Below are 16,231 nucleotides of genomic sequence, written 5' to 3'. Positions count from 1 at the left end.
TACTATAAAAACAATTTAGTTAGAAACTAAAGGTATCTCAACAAATCAGGTATAGGAGCTATTCTATTATGAATCAGTATCAGCCTATTCCAGTTCATTGGTTTTTTGATCCATCGATCTATCAACTTGAAAAAGAATATATTTTTAAGCAAAGCCCCCAATATGTTGGACATCAGCTTATGGTTCCTAACTTAAATGATTATTATGTTTTGAAACGAAGTAATAATACTGAGATGCTGATTCATCACCAAGATGGGATTAGCCTGCTCTCTAATATTTGTCGGCATCGACAGGCGCTTCTGTTATCCGATTCAGGAAATATAAAAAGAATTCGCTGCCCAATTCATAGTTGGTCATACAATATCCAGGGTGAATTAATTCATGCACCACAATTTGAACAAATACCCTGTCTTAATTTAAAAAAAGACTACGTAAGTGAGTGGAATGGACTTCTGTTTAGAGGAAACAATAAAATAGAAGGAGATACAATCGACACTAAAGCATATACCGTATTGGATTTCTCTGATTATGTATTCGCTCAATCAAGACATCAATGCCATTCCTTTAACTGGAAAATATTCATGGAAGTATTTTTAGATGATTACCATATACCTTTTTTCCATAATGGATTGAGAAAATTAGTCGACGTACGAGAACTTGAATGGACGCTTGATGATACCTACTCCATCCAGTATGTAGGTATCCAATCTGATTTAACCAAATCAGGTTCTGCCAATTTTAAAACCTACCAATACGAATTATTGGCGCAAGCAAAAAACGAGCTACCCAGGTATGGAGCTGTATGGATGGCCTATTACCCAAACATCATGATTGAATATTATCCCTATATGTTAGTCATAAGTACTGTTTCTCCAATAAGTATTGAACAATGCATCAATATTGTAGAGTTTTTTCATCCGAAAGATATTTGGCTTTCTAATCCAAGCTTGTGCGCAGCAGCACAAGCGGCTTATTTAGAAACTGCGCAAGAAGATGAAGAAATATGCCTCAAAATTCATCAAGGTCGCAAAGGACTTCATGAGCAAGGAGAAGACCAATCAGGCCCCTACCAACCCGTATTGGAAGCAGCACTGCCCACATTTTACAATTTCCTCTTAGAAAAAATAAAAAAGAAAAATAACGAGGGGCTGTTGACAATCCACCGCGGCACCTAAGCGGGCAAAGAGAATTGTCAACAGCCTCTAATATTTTCCTCAGTTCAATACCTCTGCTTCATGCACCAAAGCCCTAATTAATTCTTTAACACTAGTGCTCCTGCACAATGGAACAGATTGTCCTGCCACATTGACATAAAATCAGAGTTAATACCCGAAAAACTTATCAAATGGCTATCTGTTGCTGGAAAATGTTCTGTGATTTTCTTAGAATGTTATTTTGGATTAATGAAGATAGATTTTTGCTCTCTTCAATTTTTAATAAAACGCCTGGTGCATCAAGTTAGGAGGACGCTATGAAAGCACAAGCTATATCATCTTTTGGTGACCCTTCAGTCTTTGAAATGATTGAGCACCCCAATCCCCAAATTAAACCCGGCTATGTGCTGATTCGAGTTGTGGCAACTAGCGTAAATCCTGTAGACTGTAAAGTTCGCTCTGGAAAAAACAGCCATATTTCCCCTCCTTTTCCTGCAATTTTACATAGTGATGTAGCTGGTATCGTTGAACAAGTTGGTGAAGACGTTACTGAGTTTGCTGTCGGTGATGAAGTCTATGGATGTGCTGGTGGTTTTCTTAATGAATCAGGTGCGTTAGCTGAATTTATGCTTGCTGATGCCCAGTTAATTGCGAAAAAACCCCATACCTTGAGTATGGTTGAAGCCGCTGCCTTACCTCTAGTATCAATCACAGCCTGGGAAGCATTATTTGAAAAAGTTAAAATTAATTCTGGACAAAAAGTATTAATTCATGCTGGTACAGGAGGAGTTGGACATATTGCGATTCAGCTCGCCAAATGGGCTGGCGCTGAAGTATACACCACTGTATCTTCTTCAGATAAAGCAGATATAGCGAAATCACTTGGAGCCAAAGAGACAATTAATTATCGGGTTGAATCAGTTGAAGATTATGTCAACCGACTAACCAATGGTAAGGGTTTTGACATAGTATTTGATACCATCGGTGGAGAAAATCTCGACAAATCATTAGCTGCTGTTGCCATGTATGGAAACGTAATCAGCATTCAGGCAGCCTCCAACCATGATCTTTCACCTTTACATACTAAATCGGCCAGTTTACATGCAGTGTTTATGCTATTGCCATTATTACGTAACATACAACGTGAACGGCATGGCAAGATTCTAAAAGAGATCGCGATGCTAGCAGATGAAGGTTATTTAAAACCGCTCATTGACCCGCATCTTTTTTATTTCGAGAACATTGATAAAGCTCATACATTATTAGAATCAGGAAAAGCGGTAGGAAAAATTGTAGTTCAGGCTTATTAATTCTGTCTTATTAACGCCATAACCCGGGAATCCAACTGATTACACCCGGGTTTCGCTGTGCTACGCCCAGGCTAGGATTTTGGAGGTTGAAGCAAATTTTTACAGGACTTACGCCCCTAAAAAAATCGAAGCAAAAAATGTTTTTAATGAGAGAGTTTAGATAAACTAAATGATCGAATTAAAAACATTTTTTAACGAAGAGATTGAGTTTTTTTCGTAAGTCCTGTTTTATTGCGTTCACAGTAGAGAATGGTGCTTGCTATCACCGCTGCAGGCATGGCCAATATATTTAAGATGGGGATAAAACTGGCTAGATTTATAGAAAAACCCAATCCAAGTGAACACATTTTATTACGAGCAATTTTTCTACGCATTTCTTTGAAGCTAACAAGGTTATTGTCCATAGCAAAATCTTGGTATTGAATACTTAGAATCCAAGCATTAAAAATAAACCACAAAAAAGGATAAACAGGCTGTAGAAATGGTACAAAAAATAAAATACCTATAATTAAAAAGCGTGGTAAGAAATAGCCAAGAAATTCACATTGACGTTTTACACTACGAACTATGACTTCATAAAATGTTGAAGGGGGAATGATGCTTCCAAAAAGCAGATTTTGTGTTTTTTCTGCTAGCAGGCCATTTAGAGGTGCTGCAATTAAATTGAAAAAAACCGTAAATAAAGATAGAAACATTAAGAAAAAACTGAGAATAAATATAACAAAAAAAATACTGCTAAAAAAACTTAACCAGGAAGGTAACTTATCAAGATAATGGTAAACATAGGGCAACAAATAGTGGTAGATAAGATAAAACAAGCCGGAAAACATAATAAAATTAATTGCTAAAGGCAATAGGATAAAACGTCTTAATCCATGAGTAGAAAGATGACGAATACCTCGTAGCATATAACCCATACCATGAAAAAAATCCCTCATTTATCCCTCAATCCACATCATGCGCGTTGCAATATACAAAATCTAATAATACACATTAATCGTATTAGGTTAAGTAATTTTGTCAAAAAACATCATATCTTTTAATATCTTTGTACAAAGAAATGATAGAATAACTTATTAATATATAATTATATTTTCTGAAAATAAGGTTTAATAATGCCAAGAATAGTGCAACAAATACCCAAACTAGCCACCCTGGCAGCAAAGGAAATTGAGAAATCAAATCCTCATCTTTTTTTTACTTTATATAAAAATACAACGTTACCCCTAGATCTAGAAAATCAGTATATTAATCCCTTAGTACAGGATCTCGTGAATAAACATGGGAAAATTTATTTGGCCAACATAAAAAAACGAAAAAAGCTGATTGATGAACGCTCCTCCGCCATTGAAGAGGATTGTTGTTATAAAAAAGCCATCACTCTCGCGATGGTGGCTTTAGGCACTGGAGTACATTTTGGTATTTATTTCATTCTACGGGCAAGTGGAGTACCCCATTCAACAACTCTAACGTTTCTTGCTACAATACCAGTCACTGTGATAGTCATGGGATGTTTTAGTCCTTGCGCCTCTATTTTACTATCAAAATTAATAGCACGAGGTACCGTGCCTGATATTCCGAGTGAGGTAGTTGATTTAACTGAAGTAGTTGAAGATATTGAATCACAAAAAAACAAAAGCCATCTAACTGTCTGAAAAGATTTATAACCAAAGTAGCTTACAGGCAGCGCAGCGGAACCCTGCAACTATACTGGCTATACCGCTCTGCACCAGGCTATTTTACTTATGCTCCTTTTGTAACAACTTTGTTACAATTACAGAACATCTTGTTATATCCCTGTTACATTTATTATTTAGACTAGTCATCAGATAACAATTAAAGAGGGGAATATAAGAAATGATGATCAAAAAATTATTGCTGTGCGGGATGTTAGGCGCGGCTACTTTATTTTCCACTACGTCCTTCGCTTTTTATCATACACATGATTATTATCCACGATTCAAGAATTTCCGCCATCACCATCATCATTCAAGATGGAGAAATACTCATCGTTGGACGCCGCCAAGAGATTATATTGTAGTGGAAAACGGTGCACCCTACCCACGATACCATCAACACTATTGATTATTAAATAATTTTCTTAAGATTGGGCCAAAATTGGCCCATTTACAGAATTGTGCTATACAATTTTCACCTACAGCATGTTCATTTTGTTCCGCCTTCATAAAATGATCTGATAAAATTTTCTCGCATAAAAATAACATCAATTATTTAGAGAACTTCATGAAATTTTTCAGGCGAACATGTTTTTTTTTCTTGATCACAGCTATTGCTCTTTATTCTTTTGTGGCGATGTATGTTACAAAAAATGCCGAAAAAGACGAAAAAAGGCAGGCCGATGTTATTTTAGTACTTGGAGCCAAAGCCTATCGCAATAATTCGTACAACCTTTGCCTCGTGGCTCGCGTAAAACATGCAGTTGATTTATATAAGGCTAACCTTGCCCCAAAACTTCTTTTCTCAGGTGGTACAGATATTGAAGATGGCGCAAATGAAGCGCGAACTATGAAAAAAATTGCTTTATCTTTAGGTGTACCTACCGAAGACATCCTGCTTGAGCCCGAATCAACTTCCACTTATGAAAATCTTCTTTTTTCTAAAAGGTTATTGCAAGCGAAGCAATTAAAATCCATTATTTTAGTAACTGAACCTTTTCATGCACCCAGAGCCATTCTAGTGGCTCAAAAATTGGGGCTTAAGGTATTCTGTTCCCCTGCAGTAGAAAGCGCATGCTGGAAAAAAAATAAATATCTATCGCGTTACTTTCTCAAAGAACCGCTTGCTATAATTTTTTACAAAATGAGAAATCAGTTATGAGCAGAATTAATTGAGAAATTTATTAATGAAAAGGGCTACACTCAAGGTAGCCCTTTATGCTTTTAGATTATTAATTATTTACTTTTAGTACAAGTCTCTGATCCAAGTTGATTGTCTGATTGTAAAACCCAGTTGGATTGTAACGAACCATCTGGTTTAATTTCTATCATTTGAATACCAATCACTTCCGGTTTTCTTGGATCCCAAAATGAGGAAGCAACAACATTAGTTTGATTTGGATGCATAACGCCTGTACCGTAAAGAACTGGCTCTCCATTACTATTATCCCATTCTAAAGTATAGGTATCGCCAGTTTTGGATACTGTAAGAGGATAAGCAACAGTATTATTGGCAGAATCAACACGTTGGCATTGATAATCCCCTATAAAAGAAGAAGTACTAGCCTTACTTGTTGAAGTATCACTACTGTTCGAAGCAGGAGAAGTTGAAGTACCAGCAGCACTTGTACTCGAGTCATCTGCATAAGCTGTTAGAGTAGGTAGGGATAATGCGGCGACTAAATAAATACTTTTAATTACAGTTTTCATAATAAATTCCTTTTCTCACCTTTATGCGAATAAATCTACTATTGGACTGATTTAGTACATGTTTCAGTACCACCTTTATCCTTATTACTTTCTGCAAAAACACCATCCAAAGAACCATCAGGCTTAATTGTGAAAATTTGAATTGTGGTTACAGTTGGTGATTTTGGTTGCCAAAATATGTAGCCAATCGCATTATTGACATTTTTATTAAATATGCCTTTACCAATGTAATATGGAAATACACTTCCTGTAGGGATTCCTGAAATTTTATACACATCTCCATTTTTTTTGAACACTACGGTTTCAGTACCGTCATTGGGAGTAGTGAACGGATCATGGTACGAGCATTTATATGAGCCAGAAATATCGGGTGTATCTGCAGAGTAGATACTGGGTGACACGGCTAAAATACCTAGCATTGTTGCTAGGGAAAATTTATTGATGACACGCATAAGAACTCCTTTTCTTAATAACTTAAAATTGATTTTAAGATACCTAAGCTAATACTAAATATATGTTACGCAATTTGGAAAAGCAAATTTCAACTGGAATAATTTTTATATAAAACAGATGTATTAAATGAACATGGAAGTTATTTAGATAGGTAAGAAGTATATTCTTCCGAATCTAAAGCTTGATTGTCGTCAAGAAAATCAACTACTTTTTTCAACTGCCCTTGATTTATGGCCAGGCTTTCAAAAAAACCGAACTTAACGGGTTTGCCAAGAATCGCTAACTTTCTTTTTTCAGCTGCTTGACATCTTGTCTCTGCGGAAAACGACCATAAAGAATATTTGTCACGAGAATCCTTTTGACGATTTTTTTTATATTCCTCCAAACAAAATAAACAAGTTGCTAAATAAACTACGCTTGCTTCCTGGCTTGTTAATATTCGTGCTTGTCTGTTTACTTCGGAAGCAAAACTTAAACCCGCTGCAAGGGATTTCTCTTTTCGAGTTGCAAAATCCAGTTCTAATAAATGAAATGTCTTTTCTATTAGCTCATCTTCTGTATCGCCAGGATTAAACCTGACTTGCTGAATAAAGGGATAAATCCAACGACTTTGGTCCGTAGCGCTTAGAAAATCGACGCGTAGAGTAGGAATTAAATGAGTTACCTTCCGCAAATCCTCAAGGAACTTAATTGAGCGGGTATCAATGTATTGATTATGTGTATTGAAAAATTTGATGCATTCATCTGTATTTTGGGTTAACCAATTAAAAATTGCCAACTCAGAACGTCGCTCTTCATCTGTTGTATGGGAGCGAAAATGAATCAGAAACGGGATTAAAGTAAGTTGCTCCACAGTGCAATATTTATAAATTAAATAATAAAGTGTTCTCAGCAAAAACAGTACATCTTTCATTTTTACGATCACTTGTGGTTTTTCTGAAGTTGTCCCTGCATTCAGTCTTAGGAGAGGATAGTCATTTTCTGAGCGCTCTTTATAACCTAACATTCGACTCGCACGAATAAATAAAGGCATAAGCTCGGTTATCATTAATCGATTTCCAGCCAAATGATCAAAATTATTTTTTAATTCTTCATACAAAATAGAATGATGGAAATCAGCTTCTAACACATTTGCTTTCACCAATGACTGTTGAAAAAAAAGCCAAGGCCTAACATCAGCACCATTGTTCCATTCGTCATAAGGTACATTACCAACAACCCAGTGCCAAAATTGATTAATGAGTTCTTTTACAGGAAGCATTATGCCAGGATGAACATCTCCCTCATCCTCGAGTAACGCGACCATCTCAGTTCGTCTTGAGACGAATTCAATAATTTCTTTGGGATATTTTAATAATTCAATATTACTTTTAAGTTCGCCAATCCGTAGTTTTAACTCGCAGACTTTCATTCTTTTACTCCATGTCTTTTATTGAGTAATGATTAAGAGACTACTTAATAAGTGTAGAAAAAAGCTGTACTAAACCAACAAGTATCTCAAATTATTGACATTTTAATTAAATATATAACAAAATATTTATTTTAGATCTATAGCAATATGACGTTTTTTATTACAGAGCTTTTTAAGGATATACTTCAAAAAAATTCAGCTTATTCCTAAGTCTTGTCAATAATTCCCTAAACTTATTGCGACAAATTGCTAATTATTCTCAATCAATAATTCCTGGAAGGATATTATTATGGCAATATAATCAGCTTCTACCATTACATAGACTTTATTGCGGCAAGAAGGATACTTATTCAAAATGTTTGATTTTACCGGAAGTTATACCGATCTATATCAACTGACCATGGCTCAAGTTTATTTTTTAAAAGGTCACAAAAATAATACGACCATCTTTGATTATTTTTTCAGAAAACTTCCTTTCGGCTCGGGATATGCCATCTTCGCAGGCCTAGCAGATTTATTGGAAATATTAGAAAACTATCATTTCAGTGAACAAGATATCGATTTTTTACGAAATAAAGGAATGCATCCGAAGTTTCTTGAGTATTTGAACAATTTTCGTTTCAATGGAACTGTTTATGCTCCCTCTGAAGGTGATTTGGTGTTCCCTACTTGTCCTGTAGTCACCATTGAAGCCAATATGATTGAAGCACAACTGATTGAAACCATTCTATTGAACTTACTTAATTTTCAAACACTTATTGCCACAAAAGCGAGCAGAATCCGCCATGTCGCTGGTGATTGTACCCTTGTGGATTTTGGATTACGCAGAGCCCAAGGGCCAGGGGGATATTATGCTAGCCGTGCAGCGATTGTTGGAGGATTTGATGCCACAAGCAATGTATGTGCCGGACGTGATTATCATATCCCTATTTCGGGAACTATGGCTCATTCATTTATCCAAAGTTATGACAATGAATTAACGGCTTTTCGTGATTTTGCCGAAATATGGCCTGATAACTGTACCCTTCTCGTAGATACATACAGTACATTGGAAAGTGGGGTACCCAATGCAATTCGCATAGGTAAAGAGATGGAGCAACGCGGCCATCGGTTGCAAGCAATCCGCTTGGATAGTGGGGATTTAGGCGAGTTGGCAAAAAAATCACGTCAAATGCTGGATGACGCTGGTCTGCATTACGTGAAGATTATTGCCTCCAATCAATTAGATGAAATCAGAATAAAAATGCTACGTGAACAAAAAGCGCCAATTGACATTTTTGGTGTGGGAACCAATTTAGTTATTGGCGCCCCTGATGCTGCTTTAGATGGAGTATATAAACTGGCTTTTGCAGAGGGAAAACCGAGACTTAAACTTTCTGAGTCAACAAGTAAAATCACCCTGCCTTATAAAAAACAAGTGTTCAGATTGTTACACCAAAATACTTTTTTAGGCGCCGATGTTATCGGGCTTATGGATGAGAAGAATTTAGATGGGGTTTATGCTCCTTTTGCATCTGAAAAACTATTGCCTATCACTCCAGATCAGCAAGAACCATTGCTGCAAAAAGTCATGGAGCATGGCAAACAATTAATCCCATCGAAAACACTGAACGAAATTGCAGAATTCAGTAGAATGCGCTTAAGTCAACTTCCTGATGAATACAAGCGGCTTGATAAGCCCAATATCTATCAGGTTGGATTAAGCAACCAGCTTAAGACAAAACGCAACGCATTAATTAATGATATAAAAACAAATCCTATCTGATGAAGACATTAATTATTATCGATGTACAAAATGATTTTATGCCAGGAGGCTCCTTAGCGGTGCCTCAAGGAGATTCTATTGTCCCCATCATTAATCAAATTACCCCCAAATTTGATTTAATTGTTGCTACTCAAGATTGGCATCCAAAAAAACATAAAAGTTTTGCATCCAACCATCCTGGAAAAAAGCCTTTTGAAAAAATTATGCTGCATGGAATAGAACAAATACTATGGCCAGACCATTGTGTTCAGGGAACCTGGGGCGCAGAATTTTATCCCCAGCTTGAAACAAGGCCTATAGCAGCTATTTTTCGCAAGGCGATGGATCCTGACATCGACAGTTATAGCGCCTTTTATGATAGCGCTCATAAAACAAACATCGGCTTAGCGGGTTATCTCCAGGCAAAAGGGGCCAAAGAACTCTATTTCTGTGGTTTATGTGCCGATATTTGTGTGTATTTCTCTATAAAAGATGCACTTCAAGAAGGATTCAAATGTTATTTAATTGAAGATGCTACCCTACCCCTAAATGAAAAGGCTTTTAAAAAAATCAAAGAGGAACTCTTGGAACATGGCGTCGAATTCGTACGCAGCAGTAATATTAAGTCTTGAAACGTTTCTGTAAACCCTCACCCCTGCTCCTCTCCCTAAAGAAGGAAAATTTTTATATCCCTTCTCCCCCAAGGGGAGAAGCTGCCGGTTAGGGGGATATCTACACCGGTGAAGAAACTTGACCCGAAACTAACTGTATCTCTGATTTTATCGCTGCAGAAACCCGCTCACCTGGCAACACAATTCCTATTAAATTCAGAGGATCCACAGATGAGATAGTTTGTGGTACCTCATCAAGTTCCTCATTTCGCATAGCCCGTAAGGAATCCACAGCATAAGGTAATGCAAATTGTTCACCTAAAAATCCGTCAACAAAACGACCTCCGCGCACCTCACCACGTAATTCAAGGCGTCGAAAAAAAATCAATAAATCGCGCCAACGAGGAATATTTTTCTCGCGCACGAGCAAATCACGGAATACTACGCCATAGCGTTTCAACAGCATCCAACATGCTGCTTCCACACGCTTTTCATAATCAGCTTGTGCATGAACATGCAACAAAGACCAACGCCCAGTACTAAGTGGAAATAGTGGTCTTCGTCGATGTCGGCCACTATATTTGCGTTTTGTACTAATAAGAGTACGTACATTATCAAAACTATCCGCCGTGACCATACCTACTGCAACTAACTCCCATAGGCCATTTTCTACTTCAACTTTTAGATTCCCCGTACCGCGAACAATGTCTGCATAGAATGAGGCACCATATTTTTTTAGGAATTGATAAATATTACGAGCAGGATGACTTAAACTATCCACCTCTTCAATATTATCCACAAGTTCATGAGGTGGAATCCAATCGGCTTCTTCTCGGACAAAAAATGTAATTGGTGCATTTCGCGTGGGTGCTAAACGCCTTGATTTTGTTGTTTCTTCTTCACTAACAGCTACAGAAGGATGAGGAGACATACGTCCCCAACCTACAAGGCCACTCATACACAGCTTATCGAGCATCAACAGATCATAGTCGTGTACGCGTGCAGGGAAGATCTCAGACTCCCATGCATTTGCAGCGAGCTCAAAACCCTGTAGTTGTCTAATAACCTCCAGAAGCCCACTCTCACCGCGCAGCTGATTCCCTTTTGCCACATGTTGCCATTTAAGTAACCAGGCCATAAATTGCGCCCGGGTAACCGGTTTGATCTGTTTGCGCAAGGATTCTGTAGTATAGCGATGGATACGTGCCAGTAAACGACGTTCACACCACTCGACTTCACCGGTATGCTCTGCACGAAAACTCCCGCGCAATACATACCCACTGGCTTCCAATTTTAATAAAGCATGCGTCACATCCAAAGAGGAAAGTTGTAAACAGTCACTGAGTACTTTTTGGGTGATTGGACCTGTATGTAAAAGCCAACCACGTAGGGCGTTCAGGATGCTCTCATCTTGTGATCCTGGTTCATCCTCAATATCAGCAAGTTCGTTGGCAAATGTTGCTTGCGGGAAAATGCAATGAAATGTCTTCTTCTTTTCAGCTGGCACATAATAATTTTTGCCTACAACTGAAGCTAATGTGGCCCTTCCTTCCTGCTGTAACTCAACAAAATAGTGTTTCCATGCAGGCAAAGTAGATTGATACTCAGACAATTGAATTGTTTCCGGAAAAACAATCACCGTTTGCAAAACATCGTGTAATTCATCTGCAGAGCGAATATCTGGCCAAGCGTGTTCTTGCACCTCTGTAATTGCTTTAGGATCCAGTTTACCCACCTCCTCCAAAAGTGCTTCCGGGAGTACACGCCGCATTTCAACTGCGCGAGAGCGTCGCTCCTCTAAAGGAGCATCATCTAAAAATGCATAGGGATTAGCATTTAAAATTTCATGGGAAAATACGGAAGGAACCGGAGTATCGACTGCAAGACATGTAATATTCTTGGATTCAATTGCCTGGATCACTTGGGCAAATCCCTCAATATCTAGAGCCTCCATTAGAATATCTTTCATAGTCTCTTCAATGAGTGGATGTTCGGGCAAGATGACATCACGTCCACCCAAATTATCCTGACATGCCGCCGCATCTGGAAAAACCGCAGCCAATAAATCATCTGCCAACATACGCTGAATATTGGGAGGAATTTTTTTACCGCCACGAAAACGTAATAAGGATAAGGAGCGTGAGGCTACTGCGCGAAATCGCACACCGAGTAAAGGGGATTGCAATACTGCTTGCGTCACAACCTCTTTTAGTGTGTTGGTATGCAAAAAGTGAAACACATCAGATAAAGGAAAACTATGTTGTTCTGCCAAAGAAATATTTAACCCATTATCGGTTGCTGCAGCTTGTAATTCAAAATTAAATGATCGACAAAACTTCTTGCGAAGAGCCAATCCCCATGCTTTATTGATACGCGCACCAAAAGGTGCATGAATAATCAGTTGCATCCCGCCACTTTCATCAAAGAAACGCTCTGCAATCACTGTTTTTTGCGTCGGGACGGCTCCCAAAATTTGTCGACCTAATCGAACATATTCCAGCAACTGCTCTGCAGCAGAACCATCCAGTCCACAATGATTGATTAACCATTCAATCGCGGCCTTTATTTCAGGATAGTGTTTTATATCAACAAGTTGTGGACTTTTTTCTGGCAACAATTCACTTATTTTTTCGCGCATCAGCGAAACCTGTAGTGATAACTCAATGCTACGTGCCGGTGCTTCTCCTAGCCAAAAAGGTACGCTTGGCGGCGCACCATGTGCATCTTCCACAAGTACGCGTCCATTTTCAATGCGAAGTATTTTCCAGGAGTTGGTTCCTAGTAAAAAAATGTCACCTCGATTGCTTTCTACCGCAAAATCTTCATCCAAAGTTCCTACCATGGCATTATCGGGCATCGCAATAACGGTAAATAATCCATTGTCTGGAATAGCGCCACCACTGGTAATTGCTGCAAGACGGCTGCCACGCCGTGCTTTGATCATATGATTTACCTGATCTCTATGAATATAGGCACCGTAGCGTCCTCGTGTACCGGCGATTCCTTCGGATAACATCCTAAGAATTTCATCAAACTTGTCCCATGTTAAATGATGATAAGGATAAGCGTTTTTAAAATAGTTAAAGAGCGATTTCTCTTCCCAATCCTGAGTAGCACATGCAGCCACAATTTGTTGTGCCAAAATATCAAGCGGCTCATGGGGAATAATTAACTGATCCAAATCCCCTTGGCGTATTGCATAGACCAGTGCCGCACACTCTAATAACTCATCGCGGGTAGTTGCAAAAATACGTCCCTTGGAAATCGCAGCATGCCAGTGCCCAGCTCTCCCTATTCGTTGTAATGCGGTGGCAATAGCGCGTGGCGAACCAATTTGGCAAACCAGATCAATACTTCCTATATCGATACCTAACTCCAAAGAAGCTGTAGCGACTAATACTTGTAGCGCGCCATTTTTTAATTTTGTTTCTGCTTCGAGTCTTAATTTTCGCGATAAACTGCCATGATGAGCTAAAACTTTATGCTCCCCTAAACGTTGCTCTAAATGATGGGCAACCCGTTCCGCCAATTTTCGGGTATTAACAAATACCAAAGTAGAACGATGCTCTCGGGCATAAATAGCAATTTTTTCGTAGATTTCATCCCACATCTCATTGGAAGCAACGGCAGATAATTCACTTTCTGGCACCACAACCTGCAAATCCAATTGGCGTTCATGTCCTATATTGACCAATTTCACTCTGGTTTTCTTAGCACCCGTTAAAAAATGCGCTACCTTTTCCAAAGGTTTTTGTGTCGCAGATAATCCAATGCGAATAAATGGTTTTAGAGTGAGTGCTTCTAAACGTTCCAAAGATAAAGCCAGATGCGAACCTCGTTTGTTGTTTGCCAGGGCATGAATTTCATCAACAATCACTGTATGGATTCTTGCTAAATTGATACGGCTTTTTCCAGCAGTTAATAAAATATAAAAAGACTCAGGAGTGGTGATTAGAATATGTGGTGGTTGCTTGAGCATCTTTTGTCGCTCACTGGCGGGTGTGTCCCCTGTTCTCACCGCGATGCGAATTTCTGGCAGGTATATACCGCGTTCTTTAGCTAATTCAGTAATTTCCAGCAATGGTATGAGTAAATTTTTTTGCACATCATTGCTGAGTGCTTTGAGCGGTGAAACATACAAGACTTCAGTCATATCCTGTAAATTTCCCGATATGGCTTTCCGCACCAAACCATCCAAACACGCTAAAAATGCAGCAAGGGTTTTTCCTGAGCCAGTCGGCGAGGAAATGAGGGTATCATTTCCTGCCAAAATGAATGGCCATCCTTGCTCTTGTGGTTCAGTGGGCTTTCCCACTTTCTGGATAAACCAATCCTGAACGAGCTGATGGGCCCAAACAAGGCTCTGATAGTTTGGTAAGTTCATAAGATTAATGGTAAATGAACAAATTCAATACATAGTATAGGCGATATTACTGGAATATAAGACTTCCTCAAATTTTACTTTTCTATCGATTGATACTTATTATTCAGCATCTATAAGAATTTGCTCAATTTCTTTATTTTTAAAAACTACATATTGGTGTAACCCTGTAGCAACTACTGCTGGGGCTAACTCTTTCATTGTCCTAACTGCTTCTTGTTTTTGTATATCTGTACTGTTTTGTTTTTCAAGAATCTCTGCATTTGCTAAAAAAGCAGCAATTGTACCTTTTCTTACGATTTTGCCATTGATGGATGCATTATCAACGCCATCAGGTAATATATTTTCAGGTCGAATTGAGCTATTATTTGACATATCGTTCTCCTTATATATGATGATAACCCATCATTTTTATCAAAAATTCAAATTAAGCGCGGCATTTCAATTTCATCTGATTTAGATTGTTCTACGACCGTAGATTGCCTTAAATCCTGCATTAATTTTGTTTGCTTGTCAGCCCATAATGAAGATGCTTTATGAATTCCTGTGTACTCAGAAATAATGTTCTGAACCTTTTTTTTCATTTGTTGCGCTACATCAGGAGCAGAATGTTTTCCCTCTGCATCTGCCTGTTCTACCAATTCTGCTGCTGCATTTAATGTCTCTTGAGTCCTTTGAAAATTAATCCCCTTTCGTAAATATTCTTTTAACATTAAGACCACTCTGTTTATTAAATGACAAACGAACTTTAGCATTGTTTGCGTAAAAATTAAAACTCGCAGAGCAAGGCATCAATATTGTTGTTGATTCGTTTATTACAACCATGGATGAATTTAATCGCTACAAAGAAGAATTAGAACAGTATGGAATTTTATTTGTTTATCGTTATGCTTCTGAACACTAATCGAGCAAAATGAGGAAGCCAGAGGCGATCGATTAAATATTTTACATAGACAAAATAATACCAATATGATCTATTTATGATCTTCGCTATTATTTTATGATCTAGTTGTGCTAAGATGCGCTTGCCTTCTCTACTTTTTAGAGAAAGCTTGAATTTTTATAATGAGAGCGAGGTTGAAATAAAATGGCGTTTGTGAAGTTTTTTAAAGATACAGCAGCTGATCTTGGAGAGGTGGTTAAACAAAGACCCCCAATTTATACTTCAGTTAAAAAGTTAATTAATCAGTTAGACTATGAAGCAAAAGAAGGTAAAAAAACGCTTCCTAACGATGTTCTCAATGCGGTTCAACAACTTAAAGCTCAATTACAGTCAACACTAGATAAATTTGACAGTGATCTTGAGAAAGGGATACGAATTCTAGCATATAAAAATCGGGTTAAAGAAATGGCCGAGGAATGTCGCTCAGCTATCTATAGTTGGGAACCAACCTTAATGGCACAAACTGGAGCATTCAATAAGCTCAAAGCATACATTAACGCGTTTCTGGAAGAGTATTTTGGGATTGAGTCATATTTTACAATAGAGAAAAACGAACTTGGCTTGAAACAGGGTATGAGTTCCAATTGGGTTAACACAAAAGGTGCTCTCACCGAAGAAGTTATTCAAAGTCCTGAAGATCTTCCATGCGGCTGTATCCTAAGTTGCTAAAATAAGGAATTTCTTATAACCTGGGAGAACCCATCCCAGGTTATATTCCATGTAGCTTACTCACAAATAAACTCCAAATTCATTTCCAAAAAATAAATTCTATCCTGTTAGTTTTTCAATTCTTCTCCTAATCAATCAATGCTAATATTATTGATATGAATCAAAAAGT

Annotated in this window: 15 protein-coding genes; 8 read left to right on the top strand and 7 right to left on the bottom strand. The window is 38.0% G+C overall.

Translation table 11 applies throughout. From position 1 onward, the window contains the following. Positions 1-68: 68 nt before the first annotated feature. Together DGG96_RS01175 and DGG96_RS01170 are read left to right on the top strand one after the other, a co-directional pair. Positions 69-1,175, top strand: coding sequence for an aromatic ring-hydroxylating oxygenase subunit alpha (locus DGG96_RS01175; RefSeq protein ID WP_233590455.1), 1,107 nt, complete (start codon positions 69-71; stop codon positions 1,173-1,175). A gap of 296 nt (positions 1,176-1,471) precedes the next feature. Then, entirely contained in the window at positions 1,472-2,464 is a 993-nt protein-coding gene (locus tag DGG96_RS01170; RefSeq protein WP_110141194.1) for a zinc-dependent alcohol dehydrogenase family protein, read from the top strand. Positions 2,465-2,655: 191 nt separating this feature from the next. Here the strand turns inward: DGG96_RS01170 and cysZ are convergent, their stop codons facing one another. Further along, complete coding sequence (gene cysZ, locus DGG96_RS01165) at positions 2,656-3,402, bottom strand: sulfate transporter CysZ (protein WP_110141193.1); 747 nt, start codon at positions 3,400-3,402, stop codon at positions 2,656-2,658. A 177-nt stretch (positions 3,403-3,579) separates the two neighbouring features. Between cysZ and DGG96_RS01160 the strand changes: the two genes are divergently transcribed. From DGG96_RS01160 to DGG96_RS01150, 3 genes are all read left to right on the top strand, one after another. After that, positions 3,580-4,119 carry a hypothetical protein gene (locus tag DGG96_RS01160; RefSeq protein ID WP_110141192.1) on the top strand — a complete coding sequence of 180 codons (540 nt, stop codon included), beginning with the start codon at positions 3,580-3,582 and terminating at the stop codon, positions 4,117-4,119. Positions 4,120-4,321: 202 nt separating this feature from the next. Continuing rightward, positions 4,322-4,549 (top strand): hypothetical protein, encoded by a 228-nt coding sequence (locus tag DGG96_RS01155; protein ID WP_233590454.1) that lies wholly within the window; start codon positions 4,322-4,324, stop codon positions 4,547-4,549. Positions 4,550-4,708: 159 nt separating this feature from the next. After that, the gene (locus DGG96_RS01150) at positions 4,709-5,302 is read left to right on the top strand and encodes a YdcF family protein (protein WP_110141191.1); all 594 of its coding nucleotides are present in this window, start codon (positions 4,709-4,711) and stop codon (positions 5,300-5,302) included. A gap of 74 nt (positions 5,303-5,376) precedes the next feature. Here DGG96_RS01150 and DGG96_RS01145 read toward each other — a convergent pair whose 3' ends face one another. The 3 genes from DGG96_RS01145 to DGG96_RS01135 form a co-directional block, all read right to left on the bottom strand. Beyond that, complete coding sequence (locus tag DGG96_RS01145; RefSeq protein WP_110141190.1) at positions 5,377-5,850, bottom strand: hypothetical protein; 474 nt, start codon at positions 5,848-5,850, stop codon at positions 5,377-5,379. Between the two features lie 38 nt (positions 5,851-5,888). Then, positions 5,889-6,302 (bottom strand): hypothetical protein, encoded by a 414-nt coding sequence (locus tag DGG96_RS01140; protein ID WP_110141189.1) that lies wholly within the window; start codon positions 6,300-6,302, stop codon positions 5,889-5,891. A gap of 140 nt (positions 6,303-6,442) precedes the next feature. Further along, positions 6,443-7,714 carry a hypothetical protein gene (locus tag DGG96_RS01135; RefSeq protein ID WP_110141188.1) on the bottom strand — a complete coding sequence of 424 codons (1,272 nt, stop codon included), beginning with the start codon at positions 7,712-7,714 and terminating at the stop codon, positions 6,443-6,445. A 355-nt stretch (positions 7,715-8,069) separates the two neighbouring features. Between DGG96_RS01135 and DGG96_RS01130 the strand changes: the two genes are divergently transcribed. After that, on the top strand, positions 8,070-9,479 hold the full coding sequence (locus DGG96_RS01130) for a nicotinate phosphoribosyltransferase (protein WP_110141187.1): 1,410 nt from the start codon (positions 8,070-8,072) through the stop codon (positions 9,477-9,479). After that, positions 9,479-10,090, top strand: coding sequence for a bifunctional nicotinamidase/pyrazinamidase (gene pncA, locus DGG96_RS01125; protein ID WP_110141186.1), 612 nt, complete (start codon positions 9,479-9,481; stop codon positions 10,088-10,090). The genes DGG96_RS01130 and pncA overlap by 1 nt, the downstream gene beginning before the upstream one ends. Positions 10,091-10,190: 100 nt before the next feature. Here the strand turns inward: pncA and DGG96_RS01120 are convergent, their stop codons facing one another. The 3 genes from DGG96_RS01120 to DGG96_RS01110 form a co-directional block, all read right to left on the bottom strand. Then, a complete protein-coding gene (locus DGG96_RS01120) occupies positions 10,191-14,453 on the bottom strand; it encodes a DEAD/DEAH box helicase (protein WP_110141185.1) in 4,263 nt (1,420 codons plus the stop codon). 99 nt (positions 14,454-14,552) lie between these two features. After that, a complete protein-coding gene (locus DGG96_RS01115; protein ID WP_110141184.1) occupies positions 14,553-14,825 on the bottom strand; it encodes a hypothetical protein in 273 nt (90 codons plus the stop codon). 47 nt (positions 14,826-14,872) lie between these two features. After that, entirely contained in the window at positions 14,873-15,163 is a 291-nt protein-coding gene (locus tag DGG96_RS01110) for a hypothetical protein (protein WP_110141183.1), read from the bottom strand. 374 nt (positions 15,164-15,537) lie between these two features. On the opposite strand from DGG96_RS01110, the gene DGG96_RS01105 reads away from it, so the two are divergent. Continuing rightward, positions 15,538-16,062, top strand: a complete 525-nt coding sequence (locus tag DGG96_RS01105; protein WP_110141182.1) for a hypothetical protein — start codon at positions 15,538-15,540, stop codon at positions 16,060-16,062. The last annotated feature ends 169 nt before the right edge of the window (positions 16,063-16,231 follow it).

The sequence above is a fragment of the Legionella qingyii genome (assembly GCF_003184185.1).
Note: the sequence above shows the minus strand (reverse complement) of the source record. Positions and strands in the feature narration are given on the sequence as shown.

Excerpts from the sequence above, each read along its gene's own strand:
- DGG96_RS01135 (WP_110141188.1), bottom strand. The coding sequence starts at position 7,714 with ATGAAAGTCTGCGAGTTAAAACTACGGATTGGCGAACTTAAAAGTAAT.
- DGG96_RS01105 (WP_110141182.1), top strand. The coding sequence starts at position 15,538 with ATGGCGTTTGTGAAGTTTTTTAAAGATACAGCAGCTGATCTTGGAGAG.
- DGG96_RS01170 (WP_110141194.1), top strand. The coding sequence starts at position 1,472 with ATGAAAGCACAAGCTATATCATCTTTTGGTGACCCTTCAGTCTTTGAA.
- DGG96_RS01160 (WP_110141192.1), top strand. The coding sequence starts at position 3,580 with ATGCCAAGAATAGTGCAACAAATACCCAAACTAGCCACCCTGGCAGCA.
- DGG96_RS01155 (WP_233590454.1), top strand. The coding sequence starts at position 4,322 with ATGATGATCAAAAAATTATTGCTGTGCGGGATGTTAGGCGCGGCTACT.
- DGG96_RS01140 (WP_110141189.1), bottom strand. The coding sequence starts at position 6,302 with ATGCGTGTCATCAATAAATTTTCCCTAGCAACAATGCTAGGTATTTTA.
- cysZ (WP_110141193.1), bottom strand. The coding sequence starts at position 3,402 with ATGAGGGATTTTTTTCATGGTATGGGTTATATGCTACGAGGTATTCGT.
- DGG96_RS01130 (WP_110141187.1), top strand. The coding sequence starts at position 8,070 with ATGTTTGATTTTACCGGAAGTTATACCGATCTATATCAACTGACCATG.
- DGG96_RS01110 (WP_110141183.1), bottom strand. The coding sequence starts at position 15,163 with ATGTTAAAAGAATATTTACGAAAGGGGATTAATTTTCAAAGGACTCAA.
- DGG96_RS01150 (WP_110141191.1), top strand. The coding sequence starts at position 4,709 with ATGAAATTTTTCAGGCGAACATGTTTTTTTTTCTTGATCACAGCTATT.
- DGG96_RS01175 (WP_233590455.1), top strand. The coding sequence starts at position 69 with ATGAATCAGTATCAGCCTATTCCAGTTCATTGGTTTTTTGATCCATCG.
- pncA (WP_110141186.1), top strand. The coding sequence starts at position 9,479 with ATGAAGACATTAATTATTATCGATGTACAAAATGATTTTATGCCAGGA.
- DGG96_RS01145 (WP_110141190.1), bottom strand. The coding sequence starts at position 5,850 with ATGAAAACTGTAATTAAAAGTATTTATTTAGTCGCCGCATTATCCCTA.
- DGG96_RS01115 (WP_110141184.1), bottom strand. The coding sequence starts at position 14,825 with ATGTCAAATAATAGCTCAATTCGACCTGAAAATATATTACCTGATGGC.
- DGG96_RS01120 (WP_110141185.1), bottom strand. The coding sequence starts at position 14,453 with ATGAACTTACCAAACTATCAGAGCCTTGTTTGGGCCCATCAGCTCGTT.